Origin of the sequence: Streptomyces sp. NPDC001068, assembly GCF_042897315.1 — a bacterium.
GTDB lineage: Bacteria > Actinomycetota > Actinomycetes > Streptomycetales > Streptomycetaceae > Streptomyces.
Window position 1 is genome coordinate 91,644 of the sequence record NZ_JBIAYD010000014.1, and the last position, 16,812, is coordinate 108,455.

12 protein-coding genes are annotated in these 16,812 nt (G+C 72.2%); 4 read left to right on the forward strand and 8 right to left on the reverse strand.

What is annotated here, in order from left to right; genetic code table 11:
- Window positions 1-41: 41 nt before the first annotated feature.
- A complete protein-coding gene (locus ACFY3I_RS34800) occupies window positions 42-1,196 on the forward strand; it encodes an aldose epimerase family protein (RefSeq protein ID WP_390864989.1) in 1,155 nt (384 codons plus the stop codon).
- 205 nt (window positions 1,197-1,401) lie between these two features.
- On the forward strand, window positions 1,402-3,084 hold the full coding sequence (locus ACFY3I_RS34805) for a pyridoxal phosphate-dependent aminotransferase (protein WP_390864990.1): 1,683 nt from the start codon (window positions 1,402-1,404) through the stop codon (window positions 3,082-3,084).
- A gap of 135 nt (window positions 3,085-3,219) precedes the next feature.
- Here ACFY3I_RS34805 and ACFY3I_RS34810 read toward each other — a convergent pair whose 3' ends face one another.
- From ACFY3I_RS34810 to ACFY3I_RS34835, 6 genes are all read right to left on the reverse strand, one after another.
- Window positions 3,220-4,830 (reverse strand): methyltransferase, encoded by a 1,611-nt coding sequence (locus ACFY3I_RS34810; RefSeq protein WP_390864992.1) that lies wholly within the window; start codon window positions 4,828-4,830, stop codon window positions 3,220-3,222.
- Window positions 4,831-4,883: 53 nt separating this feature from the next.
- On the reverse strand, window positions 4,884-6,044 hold the full coding sequence (locus ACFY3I_RS34815; RefSeq protein WP_390864994.1) for a 4-hydroxybenzoate 3-monooxygenase: 1,161 nt from the start codon (window positions 6,042-6,044) through the stop codon (window positions 4,884-4,886).
- Between the two features lie 298 nt (window positions 6,045-6,342).
- Window positions 6,343-7,263, reverse strand: a complete 921-nt coding sequence (locus tag ACFY3I_RS34820; RefSeq protein WP_390864995.1) for a UTP--glucose-1-phosphate uridylyltransferase — start codon at window positions 7,261-7,263, stop codon at window positions 6,343-6,345.
- A gap of 232 nt (window positions 7,264-7,495) precedes the next feature.
- A complete protein-coding gene (locus ACFY3I_RS34825; protein WP_390864996.1) occupies window positions 7,496-8,728 on the reverse strand; it encodes a CaiB/BaiF CoA transferase family protein in 1,233 nt (410 codons plus the stop codon).
- Between the two features lie 5 nt (window positions 8,729-8,733).
- On the reverse strand, window positions 8,734-9,960 hold the full coding sequence (locus ACFY3I_RS34830) for an acyl-CoA dehydrogenase family protein (protein ID WP_390864997.1): 1,227 nt from the start codon (window positions 9,958-9,960) through the stop codon (window positions 8,734-8,736).
- A gap of 262 nt (window positions 9,961-10,222) precedes the next feature.
- Window positions 10,223-11,125: an aminoglycoside phosphotransferase family protein gene (locus tag ACFY3I_RS34835; protein ID WP_390864998.1), complete on the reverse strand. Its 903-nt coding sequence runs from the start codon at window positions 11,123-11,125 to the stop codon at window positions 10,223-10,225.
- A gap of 97 nt (window positions 11,126-11,222) precedes the next feature.
- On the opposite strand from ACFY3I_RS34835, the gene ACFY3I_RS34840 reads away from it, so the two are divergent.
- Complete coding sequence (locus tag ACFY3I_RS34840; RefSeq protein ID WP_390864999.1) at window positions 11,223-12,212, forward strand: GlxA family transcriptional regulator; 990 nt, start codon at window positions 11,223-11,225, stop codon at window positions 12,210-12,212.
- A gap of 44 nt (window positions 12,213-12,256) precedes the next feature.
- On the opposite strand, the gene ACFY3I_RS34845 is transcribed toward ACFY3I_RS34840, so the two are convergent.
- Window positions 12,257-12,925, reverse strand: coding sequence for a DUF4360 domain-containing protein (locus ACFY3I_RS34845; protein ID WP_390865000.1), 669 nt, complete (start codon window positions 12,923-12,925; stop codon window positions 12,257-12,259).
- A gap of 208 nt (window positions 12,926-13,133) precedes the next feature.
- The gene (locus ACFY3I_RS34850) at window positions 13,134-13,592 is read right to left on the reverse strand and encodes an Rrf2 family transcriptional regulator (protein WP_365290060.1); all 459 of its coding nucleotides are present in this window, start codon (window positions 13,590-13,592) and stop codon (window positions 13,134-13,136) included.
- Between the two features lie 73 nt (window positions 13,593-13,665).
- Between ACFY3I_RS34850 and ACFY3I_RS34855 the strand changes: the two genes are divergently transcribed.
- On the forward strand, window positions 13,666-16,683 hold the full coding sequence (locus ACFY3I_RS34855) for a beta-galactosidase (protein WP_390865001.1): 3,018 nt from the start codon (window positions 13,666-13,668) through the stop codon (window positions 16,681-16,683).
- The last annotated feature ends 129 nt before the right edge of the window (window positions 16,684-16,812 follow it).

Sequence of the window (16,812 nt, forward strand, 5' to 3'; positions counted from 1 at the left end):
CCGCCGCGAGGCGGGGCCCCTCCTATCTGCAGGAGCCGCACATGGAACTGAACAGACGCACGGTCATCGCGGGAGCCGCGGCGGCGGGGATCGCCGCCACCACCCTCGGCACGGGCACCGCCGAGGCCTCCTCGGGAGGCCGGAAGCCGGTCAGGGAGCTCTTCGGGAAGCTCGCCGACGGCACCAAGGTCCACCGCTGGTCCCTGGAGAACGGCGGCACCCGCCTCAAGGTCCTCTCCTACGGCGGCATCGTCCAGTCCCTGGAGATCCCGGACCGGCACGGCAGGTACGCCAACGTGTCGCTCGGTTACGACAACCTGGCCGCGTACGTCGCCGGAACCACCTTCTTCGGCGCGACCATCGGCCGGTACGGGAACCGGATCGCCAAGGGGCAGTTCACCCTCGACGGCAAGAGCTACCAGCTCTCCGTCAACGACGGCGTCAACAGCCTGCACGGTGGGGCCAAGGGCTTCAACACGAAGGTCTGGGACGTCGAGGGCTTCACCTCGGGCTCCGACGTCGGCCTGCACCTCCACTACACGAGCGTCGACGGCGAGATGGGCTACCCGGGCACCCTCAGGACGAAGGTCACCTTCACCCTCGACCGGCACGGCGACTGGATCATCGACTACACGGCCACCACCGACAAGCCGACCGTGGTCAACCTCACCAACCACGTCTACTGGAACCTCGCCGGTGAGGGCACGGGCACGATCGAGGATCACGAACTGACGATCGCCGCCGGCCGCTACACCCCCACCGACCCGGGTCTGATCCCGACGGGCGAGCTGGCCAAGGTCGCCGGGACCCCCTTCGACTTCCGCGGGGGCAAGCCGGTCGGCCGGGACATCCGCGCGGGTCACCCCCAGCAGGTGCAGGCCAAGGGCTTCGACCACAACTGGGTCCTCGACAAGGGCGTCACCGCCGAGCCGAAGCACATCGCCACCCTGCGCGACCCGCGCTCCGGGCGCACCCTGAGGATCGCCACGGACCAGCCGGGCCTGCAGTTCTACTCGGGCAACTTCCTCGACGGCACCCTCACCGGCACCTCCGGCCGCACCTACCGCCAGGGTGACGGACTGTGCCTGGAGACCCAGCACTTCCCCGACTCGCCGAACCAGGCGCGCTTCCCCTCGACGGTGCTGCGGCCCGGACAGACCTACAGGTCACGGACGGTTCATTCGTTCGGGGCCTGAGGCGGCGGGGGCGCGGCCGGTAAGGGGCCGGTCGCGCCCACGCGGCGGAACACCGCGCAGAAACGGTAAGTCACACTTCTTTCACAACCGTTGAACGACGCCCCGCGCGACTCCGTACTCAAGGACGGCCCGTGCTCCCCCGCGCGGGCCACCCAAGGCGACGGGCCCGGTCGTCCCCACCGGGCCCGCCTCATACGGAGGTTCAATGGCAGGCAACGTCACCTCGTTGTTCCGCAGCGGCGCGCACAGCCCGTCGATGGCGGCGCTGACCCGTGAGGGCGGCGAGGGGGCCGGTCCTGTCGACTTCTGCATACCCTGCAATCCGTACTTCCCCACCCCGGCGATGATGGAAACGATGGCGTCCCGGCTGAAGGACATCATCACGTTCTACCCGAGCAGCGCCGACACCATCACCGCCGAGCTCTGCCAGCTCCTCCAGCTCCCGCCGCAGGCCGTGGCCATGGGCAACGGCTCCACCGAGCTGATCACCTGGATCGACCACCTGCTGGTCCGCGATTCCCTCGCCGTCCCCGTCCCCACGTTCGGCCGCTGGACCGACCAGCCGATGGAGACCGGCAAACGCGTCGACATGTTCCCGCTCCAGGAGTCCAACGGCTTCGCCCTGGACCTCGCGCAGTACGCCGAGTTCATCCGCAAGCGCGGCACCCGGGTCGCCGTCATCTGCAACCCCAACAACCCCGACGGGGGCTTCCTGCACAAGCAGGCCCTGGTGCAGTTCATGGACGCCATGGCCGACCTGGACCTGATCGTCGTCGACGAGTCGTTCCTGGAGTTCGCGGACGCCGAGGCCGAGCCCAGCGTCGTCCAGGAGGCGATGCTCCGGCCCAACGTCATCGTGCTGCGCAGCCTCGGCAAGAACTTCGGCCTGCACGGCATCCGGTTCGGCTACATGGTCGCCAACCCCTCGCTGGCCGGCAAGGTCCGCTCGATGCTGCCGAAGTGGAACCTCAACGCGTTCGCCGAGTACGTCGTCTTCATGCTCAAGGAGCACGGCGCCGAGTACGCGCAGAGCCTGCTCCAGGTCCGCAAGGACCGGCTGGAGATGGCCAGCCAGCTCTCCGTCCTGCCGGGTCTGACCGTCTACCCCTCGCAGGGCAACTTCCTCTTCGTACGGCTTCCCGTCGGTGCCGAGGGCACGGTGGTCCGGGACCGGATGCTCACCGAGCACCGCATCCTGGTCCGCGAGTGCGGCAACAAGATCGGTTCGTCCAGCCGCTTCCTGAGGCTCGTGGTGCGCCCCGAGGTGGACGTGCGTCGCCTGGTGTCCGCCCTGGAGCAGGTGCTCTACGGGTCCAGGAGGGGAACCGCCGTGCCCGAGCTGGGCAATGGGACCAGCTACAGCTCGGGCACGGCGGCGGTGGACCGGCTGGTGAGCGAGACCAACGGAGCGGGCATACAGCTCGCTCAGGCCGTCGGTGCGGGGCCCGTTCCGGGTCTCGCCGCGGCGCCGGCCATGGGGCCGGGTCTCGCCGCCGCTCCCGCCGCCGGTGTCGGCATGCCGCTCCCCGTCGCCGGCCCGCCGGCCGGGATGCCGATGCCGGCGGCAGCGCCGGCCATGCAGCAGCCTCAGCAGCCCCCGCAGCCTCAGCCGATGGTGGCGCAGATGCCCGCGCCGATGCAGGCGCCGCCCATGCAGGCACCGCCCATGCAGACCCCGATGCAGATGCCCATGCAGGCCCCGCCGCAGCCCGCTCCGGTCGGGCCCACCCCGACCGGGGTGCCGGCCCGGGGCGGGCTGACCGCGGCGCAGGTACGCGGCATGACGGCACCCGCGCCTCCGGCGCCCGACCTGGCCCCGGCGCCGGCCACGGGCTGGCCCAACGCCCAGAGCTGGCCCAACGCGGCGGGAATGGGCCAGACCGGGTAGGTGCGTACCGCTGCGTGGCCGTTCGCGCAGTTCCCCGCGCCCCTGACGGGGCACGGTTCGCTCAGGCGCCCCGAAAGGGGCGCGGGGAACTGCGCGGCCCGCCCCCACCGGCCCGCGGTGGACGGACCGCGCAGTTCAGCCCCTTACGGCTTGCAACAGTGAGGCTCCCAGGGGAAGCGGATGGCAGGCGACCTGTCGGAAACCCGCCTCCTCCAGCAGGCGTCCGTAGTGGGCCTCGTCCCTCTCCCTGCCGCCGACGTTGCACAGCATGTGGAGATCCCAGGCCGCAGTCGTGCCGGAGGGCAACAGGCGCTCCACGACGAGCAGTCGGCTGCCCGCGCGCATCGCCTCGCCGCAGCGCCGCAGGATGGTCGCGCAGCGTTCGTCGTCCCAGTCGTGCAGGACGCGGGACAGGAGGTAGACGTCGCCGCCCTCGGGGACCGACTCCGTGAAGTCGCCGGCGACGAAGGCGCAGCGGGCGGCGAGGCCGCCCAGGTGGGCGCGGGCCGCCGCCAGGGCCTCGGGCTGCTCCAGGAGGACGCCCTCGACGTGGTCGTGGGCGCGCAGCACCCGGCCGAGCAGCGCGCCGTTGCCGCCGCCGACGTCCACCACCCGCCGTACCCCGGAGAAGTCCACCAGGTCGGGGACCGGGGTGAACATCTCCGCGCTCGCGGCCATCGCCCGGTGGAAGAGATCGCCCAGCTCGGGGCGCTCGGCGAAGTAGGGGAAGTGGTGCTGTCCGTGGCGGTGGGCGAAAGCTTCCTGCCCGGTGCGCACGGCGTACGTCAGCCCGGCGAAGGAGTCGTAGAACGGGCCGCCGTACAGCAGCGCGAGGGGGTGGAGGGAGAACTCGGTGCCGGTGTGCAGCGGCTCGCCGAGGGCGGTGAGGTGATAGGTGTCGTCGGCCGAGGCGGTCAGCAGGCCGAGGGTGGCGAGGTAGCGCAGGAGGCGGCGCAGGGCGTCGGGGTCGGCGCCGGTGTTCTCGGCCAGGGTGCCCGCGTCCAGGCCCGGCCAGGCGGCGAGGTGGTCGGCGATGCGGAGTTCGGCCATGGTGCGGACGGCCTGGGTGGCCCAGGCGCCGGTCATCACGCCGAGGAGGGAGAGGGTCGCGTCCGGCACCGGGTCGTGGCGGCCGGGCAGGCGCAGTTCGAAGCGGCGGTGGTCGGCGGTGCGGAAGTAGAGGACGGTGACGTTCTCGTGCCTGTTGTAGCCGCCGCCGTCCGGGACCGCGCCCGCGCGTTCGGTCAGCAGCGTGCGCAGCCCCGCCGGGATCACGCGCCCCGGCGCGGTCACCGCGAAGGCGTGGTGGGACTCGTGGCCGGCGGCGCGTTCGTCGGCGGCGACCGCCTCCAGCGGGGAGCCGGGCGGCACGGCCAGCGCGAAGATCTCGACGGTCCGCCCGGCGACCGGCACGTGCACGATGGCGACCGGGCTGTCGGCGACGGCCGCGCCGTACCGGCGGGCCAGCCGGCCGCGGACGACCACGCTCGGGGTGACGGGTCCGGGTTCCAGCCCGGCGCGCCGCAGTTCGTCGGGGAGGGCGTCCAGGGAGGCGGGGAAGACCAGCACGGCGGTGTGGTCGTAGACGAGGTGGCGGCAGACGTCGGCCCGTTCCTCGGCCGTCAGGCCGGGCAGCAGGCCGGCGAGGACCCGGTCGGTGTCGTGGTCGCGGACGTGCCCGGCGGCGTGCCGGATCCGTTCCAGGTCGGTTTCCGTCAGACATGCCTGAACGACGGAGAGGTTCATGAAGGGTTCCCGTTGATCGTGGGGCGGGCGGACCGGGGTTGACGTCCCGGGGATCAGATGCCGGTGTAGTTCTCGGCGAAGAAGTCCTGGTGGGAGCGGGAGGTGCGCAGGCTCTCGAGCCGGGCGTACTGCAGGGCCCGGCCGTAGCGGGCGGTGTCGTCGTCTCCGTCGGGGCCGTGCAGCAGGGTGCTCATCCACTGCGAGAACTCGTGGGCGTGCCAGACGCGGGACAGACTGGCGCCGGTGTACCGGTCGAGGCCGGTTCCGTCACCGTGCGCCAGCGCTCCCTCGAGGGCACGGGCGAGCGACTCGGCCTGCAGGACGGCGAGGTTGGCGCCCTTGGCGGCGGACGGGCTGATCAGTCCGGCGGCGTCGCCGGCCAGCCACAGCCGTCCGGAGCCGAGGGACTCCAGGACGTCGGAGCGCAGGTCGACGCGGGCGGACTCCAGGACGGCGCCCTCGCGCAGCGGCCCGAACTCGGCCGTCCGCATCCGGGTCGCCAGTTCCGTCCAGATCCGGTCCTCGCTCCATTCGGCGGGGTCGGTGCCGCGCGGGCACTGGAGGTAGTAACGGGTGACGGAGGCGGTACGGGCCATGTGGCCGGCGAACCCCCGCTCGTGCAGGGCGTATCCGGTGGCCGGCAGGCTGGGCGGGGCGGCGGCCAGCACGGCCAGCCAGGAGACGCCGTGGTCCCAGCGGGCGGTCCGGGTGCCGTGGGCCGTCAGCGCGGCGCGGCCGATGCCCCGGTGTCCGTCGCATCCGGCGACGTACCGCCCGGTGACGTCGGCGCCGCCGCGTACCCGCACCCGGCCCTCGGTGATCCCCTCGGCCTCGGCGCCGAACCGGATCTCCCCGCCGCGCCGCAGGTATTCGGCGATCAGGTCCCGTACGAGCTCCTGCTGGGGGTAGACGGTGTGCGGCTCGCCGAGGCCCAGCTTCCCGTAGTCCAGGGTGAATTCGCCCCGGTCGCTGCGGAACAGGCAGGTGCTGTGGGTCTGTCCGCGGGCGAGCAGGCCGGCCGCCAGCCCGTTCTCCGTCAGGACCCGCACCGAGTGGGGGGCGAGGAAACCGGCCCTGGCCCGGCCCTCCACCGCCGCCCTGCCGCGCCGCTCCAGGACCACGCAGTCGATGCCGCGGTCCAGGAGCAGGTTCCCCAGCACGAGCCCTGCCGGTCCGGCGCCGACGATCACCACGCCGACCTGTGCTGTTGTCATACCCGCCCCTGAAGATTCCTTTTAGCCAGGAGGTTTCATATCAGCCGAATCCTGGCTGGAGGCGGCCAAAGCGGGGCGAGGCGGGATGATTAGCCCGAAAGGGTGGCCTGAGGCAACGAAGAGCGAGAAGGACACGGGGAAAACGCGGCGGTGCCCGTCCGCGTCATGCGGACGGGCACCGATCGGAGCGCCGGGCAGGCCTTGCACCTGCATTTCCCCACAGGAAGCGGGGCGTCTTTCCTTGGACCACCAACGCAGCACCAGCCACCGGGTGTTGTGGCGACCAGCTCTGAGACGATCATACCGTATCCGCGGCGTTCCCCGTCTCCTCGTCGAGCCCGCGGACCAGGCCGCGCAGGACGGGACCGTACTCGGGGTGGGCGAGGGCGAAGGCCATCTGCGCGACCAGGTAGTCGGCCGGGTTGCCGGTGTCGTACCAGCGGCCCTGGATGACCTGCCCGTACACGGCCCGGCTGGCGGCGTAGGCGTTGATGGCGTCGGTCAGGTACACCTCGCCCGTGCGGTGCTCGTACCAGCGGCGGGTCTGCTCGCGCAGTTCGTCGATGATGCCGGGGGTGATGACGTAGCCGCCGATGGCCGCGTACGGGGACGGCGCGTCGGCCGGCGCCGGCTTCTCCACCAGGCCGGTGATGCGCAGCTGACCGTCGCCGAGGTCCTCCTTGACGATGGGCACGCCGTAGCGCTGGGAGTCCGCGGGGTCCATGGGCAGCAGGGCCAGCACCGGGCAGCCGGTCTGCTCGTAGGCGCGGATCAGCTGCTGGGAGCGGGGCACGTCGGCGACGAACACGTCGTCCGGCCAGAGCACCAGGACGGGTTCGTCGCCGAAGGAACGGGCCGCGTTCAGCACGGGGGTGCCGTTGCCGTACGGGCCGTACTGGTCGAGGTAGGTGATGTGGCCGCGGCGGGCCAGCTCGGCGACCTCCTCGACGGCGTCCGCGTAGGCCGTCTTGCCGTCGGCGCGCAGCTGCTCCACGAGCCCGGGGTTCGGCCGGAAGTGGTCCTGGATCAGGCTCTTGCCGCCCGAGACGACGATGGTGATGTCGGTGATTCCGGAGTCCACCAGCTCCCGCACGGTGTGTTCGATCACCGGCTTGTCGCCGACCGGGAGCATCTCCTTCGGCGTCGCCTTCGTCAGCGGCAGCAGACGGGAGCCGAGTCCGGCGGCGGGGATCACGGCCCTGCGGATCGTCGGGGGCATCAGGTCTCTCTCGGTCGGAGGCACGGGGCAGGCCGACGCTACCAACGGGCCCCGTCCCCTCCGGGAAACAGCGACCGGACGGATCCCCTCGTCCAGACGATTTCCAGGCTAAGAGGAGATGACAGAGGAGATGACAGAGGAGACGGCTGCCGAGACGGCGACGCGGAGGGAGACGCGGGCGGGGGCGGCGTGGGCCCGCCGCCCGCGCTCACGGGCCGGGACGGCGTCGCGCTCAACGCGGCGGCTCCGTCGGAGCCGCGCCCGGCACCACTCCGCCGGCCCGCAGTTCGGCGATCTCCGCGGGACCGAAACCCAGCTCGGCGAGGATCTCCTCGTTGTGCTCGCCCAGCTCCGGCGCCCGCTTCGCCGGCACCTTCGGCACCCCCCGGAGCAGGACCGGGCTGTTGACGGTCTCCGTCAGCCCGCTGACGCCCTCCAGCGGTACGACGATGTCGTTGTCGCGCAGCTGCTGGTCCCGCGCGGCCGCCTCCGGCGTCTGGATGAGGCTGTAGGTGATGCGCTCCCGGGTGAGCACGTCCTCCCAGTGGGCGAAGGGCCGGGAACGGAACTCGGTGTCGAGCAGCTCGGCCAGCGCCGCGCCGTTGCGGACCATGCCCTCCAGGTCGGCGAAGCGGGGGTCCTCCAGCAGTTCGGGGTGTCCGACGGCGCGGACCAGTCCCGGCCAGCGCAGGGGCGAGGCGACCAGCATGAACCACTTGTCGTCCGCGGTCCGGTAGGGGTTGATCAGCGGGTTCGCCGGCGCCTTGCGGTCGTGCAGTTCGAAGGGGGTGCCGTCGGCGAGGGCTCCAGCCACCAGGGTCCCGGTCGCCCAGACGCCGGTGGCGAGCAGTGACGTCCCGACGTTGGCGCCCCGTCCGGTCCGCTCGCGGTGGTAGAGGGCGGTGGTGATCGCCGCGTAGATGGTGATCGCCGTCGTGTAGTCGCCGCTGCCCCAGACGGGCACGGTGGGCGGGGCGCCCGCGTCGCGGGTGGAGGCCAGCAGGCCGCTGCGCGACCAGAAGGCGGTCAGGTCGAACCCGGGCTGCCGGGCGTCGGCGCCGGCGTCCCCGAAGCCGGTGAGGTCGGCGTAGACGACCCGCGGGTTCCAGCCGGCGACCTCCTCGTAGCCCAGGTGCAGCTTCTCGCGGGTGCCGTGCGGGAAGTTGGTGATCACCACGTCGGCCCACTCGACGAGCCGCTTGAGCACGTCGACGGCGGCCGGCGACTTCAGGTCGAGGACCATGCCCCGCTTGTTGCGGTTGGCCAGGTGCCAGCTGTAGTTCGCCTCCGCCTGCGGGCTGGGGGGTACCGAACTCAGCCTTCGCTGGGGGTCGCCCGCCCCGGGCGGCTCGATCTTGATGACGTCGGCGCCGAAGTCGGACAGGACGGTGGCGGCGGCCGGTCCCGCGATGAACGAGGACGCGTCGAGGACCTTCAGGCCGGTGAAGACGGATTCGGTGGTCATCGTCATCACTTCACGAAGGCGCTCAGGCCGTCGGTGACGGCGCGGCCCACGATCAGGGTCTGGATCTCCCGGGTGCCCTCGTAGGAGTAGAGGGCCTCCGAGTCGGCGACGAACCGGCCGATCTTGTAGTCGAGGACGATGCCGTTGCCGGCCAGCAGTTCCCGGGCCCAGCCGACGCTCTCCCGCATGCGCACCGTGCAGTAGGCCTTCGCCAGGGCGGAGTGCTCGTCCTTGAAGACCCCGGCGTCCTGCAGCTGGGCCAGACGCGTCACCATCCCGCACGAGGCCGTGGCGTTGCCGAGCATCTTCACCAGCAGGTCCTGGACGAGCTGGAAGCCGCCGATCGGGCGCCCGAACTGCTCGCGTTCCTTCGCGTACTGCAGGGCGATCTCGTAGGCGCCGAACATCGTCCCGACGGCCTGCCAGGCCACCCCGCTGCGCGTCTGGCGCAGGATGTTGGCGGTGTCCTTGAACGAGTTGGCGTTCTGCAGCCGGTTGGCCTCCGGGACCCGGCAGCCCTCCAGCACGATGTCGGCGTTCTGCACGATCCGCAGCGCCATCTTGTTCTCGATCTTCGTCGCGGTGAACCCGGGGGTGTCCTTCTCCACGACGAAGCCCAGCACGTGGTTGGTCTCGGTGTCCCGGGCCCAGACGACGGTCAGGTCGGCGAAGGTCGCGTTGCCGATCCACCGCTTGGCCCCGTCGAGGACCCATTCGTCGCCGTCGCGGCGCGCGGTCGTCCGCAGGCCGCCGGCCACGTCCGAGCCGCCGTGCGGTTCGGTCAGCGCGAAGGCCCCGATCTTCCCGAACCGGCTCATCGCCGGCAGCCACCGCCGCTTCTGCTCCTCGGAGCCGCAGCCCAGGATCGAACCCATGGCAAGCCCCGTGTGCACGCCGGAGAAGGTCGCGAGGGACGCGTCGGCGTGCGCGAACTCCAGCGCGAGGAATCCCGAGAGGAGATTGCTCGGATGGGGTTCCGCGGAGTCCGGGTCCGCCCAGTCCGCCAGCCCGAGCGCGCCGAATCCCTCGATCAGCTCGAAGGGGAATTCGGCCCGCGCCCAGTAGTCGTCGACGAGGGGAGCCGCCTGCGTGCGCAGGAATTCACGGACGCGCTCGACCTTCTCCCGTTCGCCGTCCGACAGCAATTCCTCGAAGGAGTAGAAGTCGGCGGGCAGCAGCCCTTCGCCCAGGTAGGGGCTTGTCGGCTTCGGCAGCAGCGGGTTGACGCCCATGGGAGGCCCTCCTCCGATCACGACGGGACGTGCATGTGTTTTTCAGCTTTGTGCGATTAGAACCGGGTCCCGCGCCGATTCCCGCGAGACCTGGCCGTCCGGGGTACCCTCGTCGCGGCGAAGTACCCAAATGGCTCTTTCCGCCGCCCGTATCCGCGGTTCCACGACGGTCGCCCGTTCGGCTTTCCCGACCCGGGACCCGACGGGTACGCACTTCGCCGAACCGGCCGCACGTGCCTGGCCGAGCCGCCGTTCCTCCCCCTCAGACCTCGCCCAGTACCGCCCGGATCACGTGCCGGGCGTTGCGGGCCATCGCGGGGTTGGTGTGCCGGTAGTACGGCAGCGCGATCACGGCCTGGGAGAGCGTACGGGCCCGGCCGCCGGTCCAGGTCGCGTCGTCCACGGCCAGCGCCGCGCGGAACGCCTTCCTGCCCTCGGGCGGCAGCAGGTTCCACGCCGGGAACAGGTCGCAGGCCGGGTCGCCCGCCCCCGCGCAGCCGAAGTCGATGACGGAGGCCAGCCTGCCGTCGCCGTCCACCAGCAGGTTGCCCGGCATCAGGTCGGCGTGCAGCCAGACCGGCGGCCCGTCGGCGTCCGGGAGCCGCAGCGCCTCCTCCCAGACGGCGGTCACGGCGTCGCAGTCGACGTTCTCCGCGGGGAGGCCGCGCAGTCGTCCGATCGCCGCCCGGGTCTCCGCGTCGAGCGAGGAGAGCGGCCCGCCCCGGTGGGCGCGTGGGGCGCCGGGCAGGGTGATGTCCCGCATCGCGGTGACGAACGCGGCCAGGTCCTCGGCGAGCGGCACGGGCGCGGCGAGGGCGCCCGGTTCGGGAAGGTCCCCCGGCAGCCACCGGTACACCGACCACGGCCACGGATATCCGTGGGCCGGTTCGCCGGCGCCGAGCACCTCCGGGATCCGCACGGGCAGGTGGGGTGCGAGGCGGGGCAGCCACGTCCGCTCCCCCGAGACGTCCGCCGCCCCGCCCTCGGCCAGCGGCAGCCGTACGACCATGGCCTCGCCGAGGCGGAACATGGCGTTGACGGTGCCGCCGGAGGGCCACCGCCGCACCTCCAGCCCCGCCCAGCGGGGGAACTGCCCGGCGATCAGCCGTCGTACCAGGCCGTCGTCGACGGTGTGCGTGTCCGGGTGCGGCGGCCCTGGGGTCATGCGCGCCATCGGACCACCGGGCGCGGACGGGCGTCAAACGCCTTTCCGGGGCGGGACACGCGATGGCCACTTGGGCGGCAGCCGATAGAATCGTGCCATGCCCGAGACCGATGTCGACTTCCTGAAGGCCCGGCCCCACCGGGTCGTGGTGCTCGCCCTCGACGGGGTCTACCCGTTCGAGCTGGGCATCGCGAACCGGGTCTTCCCCTGCGTTCCCGGTGCCTACGACGTGGTGACCTGCACGGCGACCGAGGACCGTACGGTGGCGACCAGCGCCGACTTCACGGTCACCGTCGGGCACGGGCCCGAGGCCCTGGAGAGCGCGGACACCGTGGTCGTACCGCCCTACGACATGGAGCGGATCACGGACGAGGTGCCCGGGCCGGTGGCCGCCGCGCTCGGCCGGATCCGGCCCGGTACCCGGATCGTCTCCATCTGCACGGGCGCCTTCACGCTCGCGGCCGCCGGGCTGCTCGACGGACGGCCCGCGACCACGCACTGGGCGCTGGCGCCCCGGTTCCGGCGGATGTTCCCGCAGGTCGACCTGGATCCCGACGTGCTGTTCATCGACGACGGGGACGTCCTGACCTCGGCGGGCGCCGCCTCCGGTGTCGACGTGTGCCTGCACGTCGTGCGCTCCGACCACGGCAGCGCGGTCGCCAACAGCGTGGCCCGGCAGTGCGTCGTCCCGCCGTGGCGGGACGGCGGCCAGGCGCAGTACATCGAGCAGCCGGTGCCGGACGAGGGGGCCACCGGCACCGCCGCCACCCGGGCGTGGGCCCTGGAGAACCTGGAACGCCCCCTCGCCCTGCGGGAGTTGGCGGACCATGCGCGGATGAGCCGGCGCACCTTCGCGCGCCGCTTCCAGGAGGAGACGGGGACGAGCCCGGGGCGCTGGCTGATCCAGCAGCGGGTACGGCGGGCCCGCGACCTCCTGGAGACCAGCGACCTGGCGATCGACCGCATCGCCGCCGAGGTCGGCTTCGCCACGGGTACGTCCCTGCGGCAGCACCTGCACGCGTCGATCGGGGTCTCCCCGCAGGCGTACCGGAACACGTTCCGGGAGACGGCGGCGGCCCGGGGCTGACCGTGCGCCGGGGCCCGCAGGCACCGGCGCACGGCCCGCCCGGACTACTTGGCGGGGCACTCCTTCCACGCCAGGTGGTAGACGGTGCTGATCTCACCGTCGGTCGAGTCCATGGTCATGAAGCTGACCTTGCCGGGGTTCGCGCTCCCGGCGGTCACCCGCAGCTCCGTGTTGATGTTGAAGTTGCGCTGCACCCCGCAGGGCGCCCACACCAGCTGGGCCCAGTCGGTGGTGTCGGTGGCCTGCCAGTTGTCGTCGTAGGGGCCCCGGAACGGGTGGCTCGCGGAGGCCGTGTTGGACGAGCCCTGGAAGTAGTAGGAGGCGCGCTGGGTGCCGGTTGCGCCCTGCTGGAGCGAGGCGAACCCGCGGTAGTCGGCGCTGGCGATGGCGTAGGTGAAGCCGCCCGGCACGTGGACCACCAGGTTGAGCTGGCAGTTGCGCCGGAAGGCGGTGGGGTCGGAGTTGCCGCCGGCCTGGGCGAGGTAGTCGCTGTAGGTGACGGTGAAGGCCTCGTTGTCCTCGGAGACCGCGACCGCGGTGGTGCCCTGCGGGCAGCCGGAGCCGTTCACCGTGGCGACGGTGATCACGATCTTGTCCGGCGGCGGGTTGTCGAAGACGGGCGACGACGCGGCCTGGGCCTGAGCGGGCAACCCGGCGGAGAGCAGCGCGGTGAGCGCACCGCCGAGCAGGAGTCCATGCCTCTTGGGTTTCATGGCTTCTCCGGTTCGGTGATCGAGTGGGGGGTGACACCCGCGGCCCACCGGACACCCACACTCCTCAAGGATGAACATGGTTCACCTTTGAAGAACCTGTGGGGTTCCTGTGAAGGCCGGGGCGCTGGCATCGTAGAAACCCCCACACGGCGCGGTCAGGGCGAACTCTGGCCATTCACAAACCCGGATTTCACAGCCGGCGGAGCCCTCAGGGGTTCTCCCAGGCCGCCGGTTCCGCGGCCAGGGCCCGGACCGGCTCCGGGAGGGCGTCCGCCGCGAGGTCCGCCACCGTGACGCCCTCCAGGACGCGGCGGACGTTCGCGCGGAGCGCGATCCACAGCGGCAGGAGGGGCTGGGCGGTGCCGGTGTAGGACAGCCCGGTGGGGCGTTCGCCGCGTACCGACACGATCGGACCGTCCACGGCCCGGATGAGGTCCGCCACGGTGATCGCGGACGCGTCCCGGGCCAGCCGGTAGCCGCCGCCCCCGCCACGCCGGCTGTCCACGATCCCGGCGCGCCGGAGATCACCGAGAATGCCTTCGAGGAACTTGTGCGGGATGTCCTGCGCCCCGGCGAGTTCCTCGGCCTTCACCGGGCCGCCGTCCTGCCGTACGGCGAGCTCCAGAACCGCCCGTACCGCGTAATCCGCCCGCGCCGAGATCCTCATGTGCCCATTGTGGGGCGTGCTCCCGTGGACAATGGCCGCACTCGCGCCCCGTAAGATCGCCCGGGAGGATCCCTTGGCGCTCAGCAGACGTACTTTCAGTGCCCTCGCCGGCTCGACGGCGCTCGGCTTCGCCCTGGGCGGCAGCGGCGGCCCCGGCGCGCCCGCCGCCTACGCGGCGCGCACCGTGCCGACCGGCCCGGCCCCGGCCGCGCCGGGTGCCGACGGAAGACGGCACGCGATCGGCCACGACCAGTACTCCCTCGTCGTCGACGGGCGGCGGCTGGTCCTCTGGTCCGGTGAACTGCACCCCTTCCGGCTCCCGAGCCCGTCCCTGTGGCGGGACGTGCTGGAGAAGATGCGGGCGCACGGCTACAACGCCGTCAGCATCTACGTGGCGTGGAACGTCCACTCGCCCGCGCCCGGCCGCTTCGACTTCACCGGCGTCCGCGACCTGGACCTGTTCCTGCGCACGGCCGCCGAGACCGGGCTGTACGTCATCCTGCGCCCCGGGCCCTACATCAACGCCGAGGTCGACGCCGGCGGCTTCCCCGGCTGGCTGACCGCGACCCAGGGCTCGGCCCGCACCACCGACCCGACCTACCTCGGGCACGTCGACGCGTGGCTGACGGCCGTCAACCGCATCGTGCGCCGCCACCAGTTCACGGACGGCGGCGGCACCGTCCTGCTCTACCAGATCGAGAACGAGTACGACGGCCACGTCGCCGACCCGATCGGCCCGGCCTACATGTCGCACCTGTACAAGAAGGTGCGGGCGGACGGCATCGACGTCCCCCTCTTCCACAACGACAAGGGCCGCAACGGCTTCTGGATCCCCGGTTCCTTCGACACCGGCGGCGAGACCGGGAAGTGGCTGTACGGATTCGACGGCTACCCGGCCCCCGCGCAGACCCCGCCGGACTGGGGCCACTTCGGCGTCGGCGGTCTCAAGGGCGGCGCGACCGCGAGTCCCCGTACGCCCGGGTTCGTGCCGGAGTTCGGGGGCGGCTGGTTCGACCCGTGGGGCGGGGTCGAGTTCGGCGGCAAGGGTTACGCCGAGTCCCGCCGCACCAGGGACGCGGCCTACGAACGCCGCTTCTACCTCACCAACCTGGCCAACGGCATCACCCTGCACAACGTCTACATGACCTACGGCGGCACCAACTGGGGCTGGCTGCCGGCACCGGTCGTCTACACGTCGTACGACTACGGCGCGGCCATCGACGAGGCCCGCAACGTCACCGCCAAGATCGCCCCGATGCACCAGCTCGGCCACCTCCTCCAGCGCGTCCCGGACTTCGCCAAGCTGGAGCGCGCGGCCGACGTCACCGTGGACGGCCTGAGGACGTACCACCTCACCAACCCGGACACCGGGGCGCACGTGTACGTGCTGCGCAACGACGGGGCGGAGAAGGTGACGTCCACCCTGCGGACCCGCGAGCGGGACGGCGGTGACGACATCGAGGTCACCGTCCCGGCCCACGACGCCCGGCTGATCACCACCGGGCTCTCCCTCGGCAGGCGGAAGCTGCGGTACGCCACCGCGCAGCCGATGCTCACGCTCACCGCGGGCGGGCAGGACGTCGCCCTGTTCACCGGCCCGTACGGCGAGATGGCCCACCTGGTCCTGGAGTGCCCGGCCGAGCCCTTCGTCCAGCGGCTGGACGCCGAGGCCGCCTGGGTCTACGACCAGGGCCTCCTGCACGTCACGGTGCCGCTCGGCCAGGGCGGGCTCACCCGGGTCCTGGTCCAGCGCGGCGAGAGCGACACCCCGCTGCTCCTGCTCTTCGCCGACGACGCGACCTCGGTACGGCTGTTCCCGTACGACACCCCGTCCGGCACCCTGCTGGTCTACGGCCCCGCGCTGCTGCGGCACGCCGCACTCGACGGGTCCTCCGTGCGGCTCACCGGTGACACGGTCGGCCCGAGCGGCGTGGAGGTGTGGGGGCCGCGCGGGATCTCCGCGCTCACCTGGAACGGGCGGCCGGTGCGGACCCGGGTCAGCCTCACGGGGAGCCTGGTGGCCACGTCGGACCTGGCGGGGGCGCCGAAGCCGGCGCTTCCGGTCCTGGACGGCTGGCGCCGCCGGGCCGAGAACCCCGAGTCGGCGACTGCCTTCGACGACTCGTCGTGGAAGGCGGCCGACAGGAGGACGTCGTTCAGCACGACGCCCGTCCCGGACGGTCAGCCGGTGCTGTTCGCCGACGACTACGGCTTCCACTACGGGGACGTCTGGTACCGGGGCCGGCTGGACGGCGACCTGGAGGACCTGGAGTCGGTCGCGCTCGCCTACAGCAGCGGCACCCAGGGCATGCTGATGGCCTGGCTGGACGGGAAACCGCTCGGGTCGCACCGGATGCCGGTGCCGGACGCGAAGACGGTCCGGCAGGGCAGCTGGGCCGCCACGGCCGAGTTCCGCGTCCCCCGCCCGAAGCGGAAGAGGGACGAGGACGAGCGGGAGCGGGAGAAGGAGGCGCGGCGCGAGCACGTGCTGTCCGTGCTGGTGCGCCGGATGCAGCACGACATGGACGGCCGGTCTCTGGACACCCACAAGGTCGCCCGCGGGCTGACCGCCGTCACCTTCGAGGGCGCCGCCCCGAAGGTGAGCTGGCGGATCCAGGGCGAGACCGCGCCCGATCCGGTGCGCGGGCCGCAGAACAACGGCGGCCTCTTCGGGGAGCGGCAGGGCTGGCACCTGCCCGGCTTCGCCGACAGCCGGTGGGAGCCGGTCACGCTGCCCCGCTCGGACAAGGGGATGGGCGTCACCTGGTACCGCACCGGGTTCCGGACGACCGTGCCGGACGGGGTCGACGCGTCGGTGGGACTGGTCCTGGAGGACGACCCGGCACGGGCCTACCGGGTGCAGATCTTCCTGAACGGGTGGAACCTCGGGCAGTACATCAACGACGTGGGCCCGCAGCACACGTTCGTGCTGCCGAACGGGATCCTGCGGACCCGGGGGTCCAACACGCTGGCGCTGGCCGTGCTCTCGGACGGAACGAGCGAGTTCGGGCCCGGGGCGGTGCGGCTGGAACTGCTGGGAAGCGCGGCGGGAGGGGTGCCGGTGGCCCAGGTGGCCTCCCCCGGCCGTTGAACGGACCCGGCGGGACCCTCCCGCGCCCGCGGCCGTTGCGGAATGAACCACCGTCGGTGGATGGCATGACGCGAACACGTCCGGACGCGTAGGGTCGGACGGGCCGACGCAGCGCGGTGACCGCCGCGG

Bases quoted from the DNA above. Each gene is read 5' to 3' on its own strand.
- ACFY3I_RS34805 (WP_390864990.1), top strand. From the start codon at position 1,402: ATGGCAGGCAACGTCACCTCGTTGTTCCGCAGCGGCGCGCACAGCCCG.
- ACFY3I_RS34815 (WP_390864994.1), bottom strand. From the start codon at position 6,044: ATGACAACAGCACAGGTCGGCGTGGTGATCGTCGGCGCCGGACCGGCA.
- ACFY3I_RS34850 (WP_365290060.1), bottom strand. From the start codon at position 13,592: ATGAGGATCTCGGCGCGGGCGGATTACGCGGTACGGGCGGTTCTGGAG.
- ACFY3I_RS34835 (WP_390864998.1), bottom strand. From the start codon at position 11,125: ATGACCCCAGGGCCGCCGCACCCGGACACGCACACCGTCGACGACGGC.
- ACFY3I_RS34840 (WP_390864999.1), top strand. From the start codon at position 11,223: ATGCCCGAGACCGATGTCGACTTCCTGAAGGCCCGGCCCCACCGGGTC.
- ACFY3I_RS34830 (WP_390864997.1), bottom strand. From the start codon at position 9,960: ATGGGCGTCAACCCGCTGCTGCCGAAGCCGACAAGCCCCTACCTGGGC.
- ACFY3I_RS34800 (WP_390864989.1), top strand. From the start codon at position 42: ATGGAACTGAACAGACGCACGGTCATCGCGGGAGCCGCGGCGGCGGGG.
- ACFY3I_RS34845 (WP_390865000.1), bottom strand. From the start codon at position 12,925: ATGAAACCCAAGAGGCATGGACTCCTGCTCGGCGGTGCGCTCACCGCG.
- ACFY3I_RS34810 (WP_390864992.1), bottom strand. From the start codon at position 4,830: ATGAACCTCTCCGTCGTTCAGGCATGTCTGACGGAAACCGACCTGGAA.
- ACFY3I_RS34825 (WP_390864996.1), bottom strand. From the start codon at position 8,728: ATGACCACCGAATCCGTCTTCACCGGCCTGAAGGTCCTCGACGCGTCC.
- ACFY3I_RS34820 (WP_390864995.1), bottom strand. From the start codon at position 7,263: ATGCCCCCGACGATCCGCAGGGCCGTGATCCCCGCCGCCGGACTCGGC.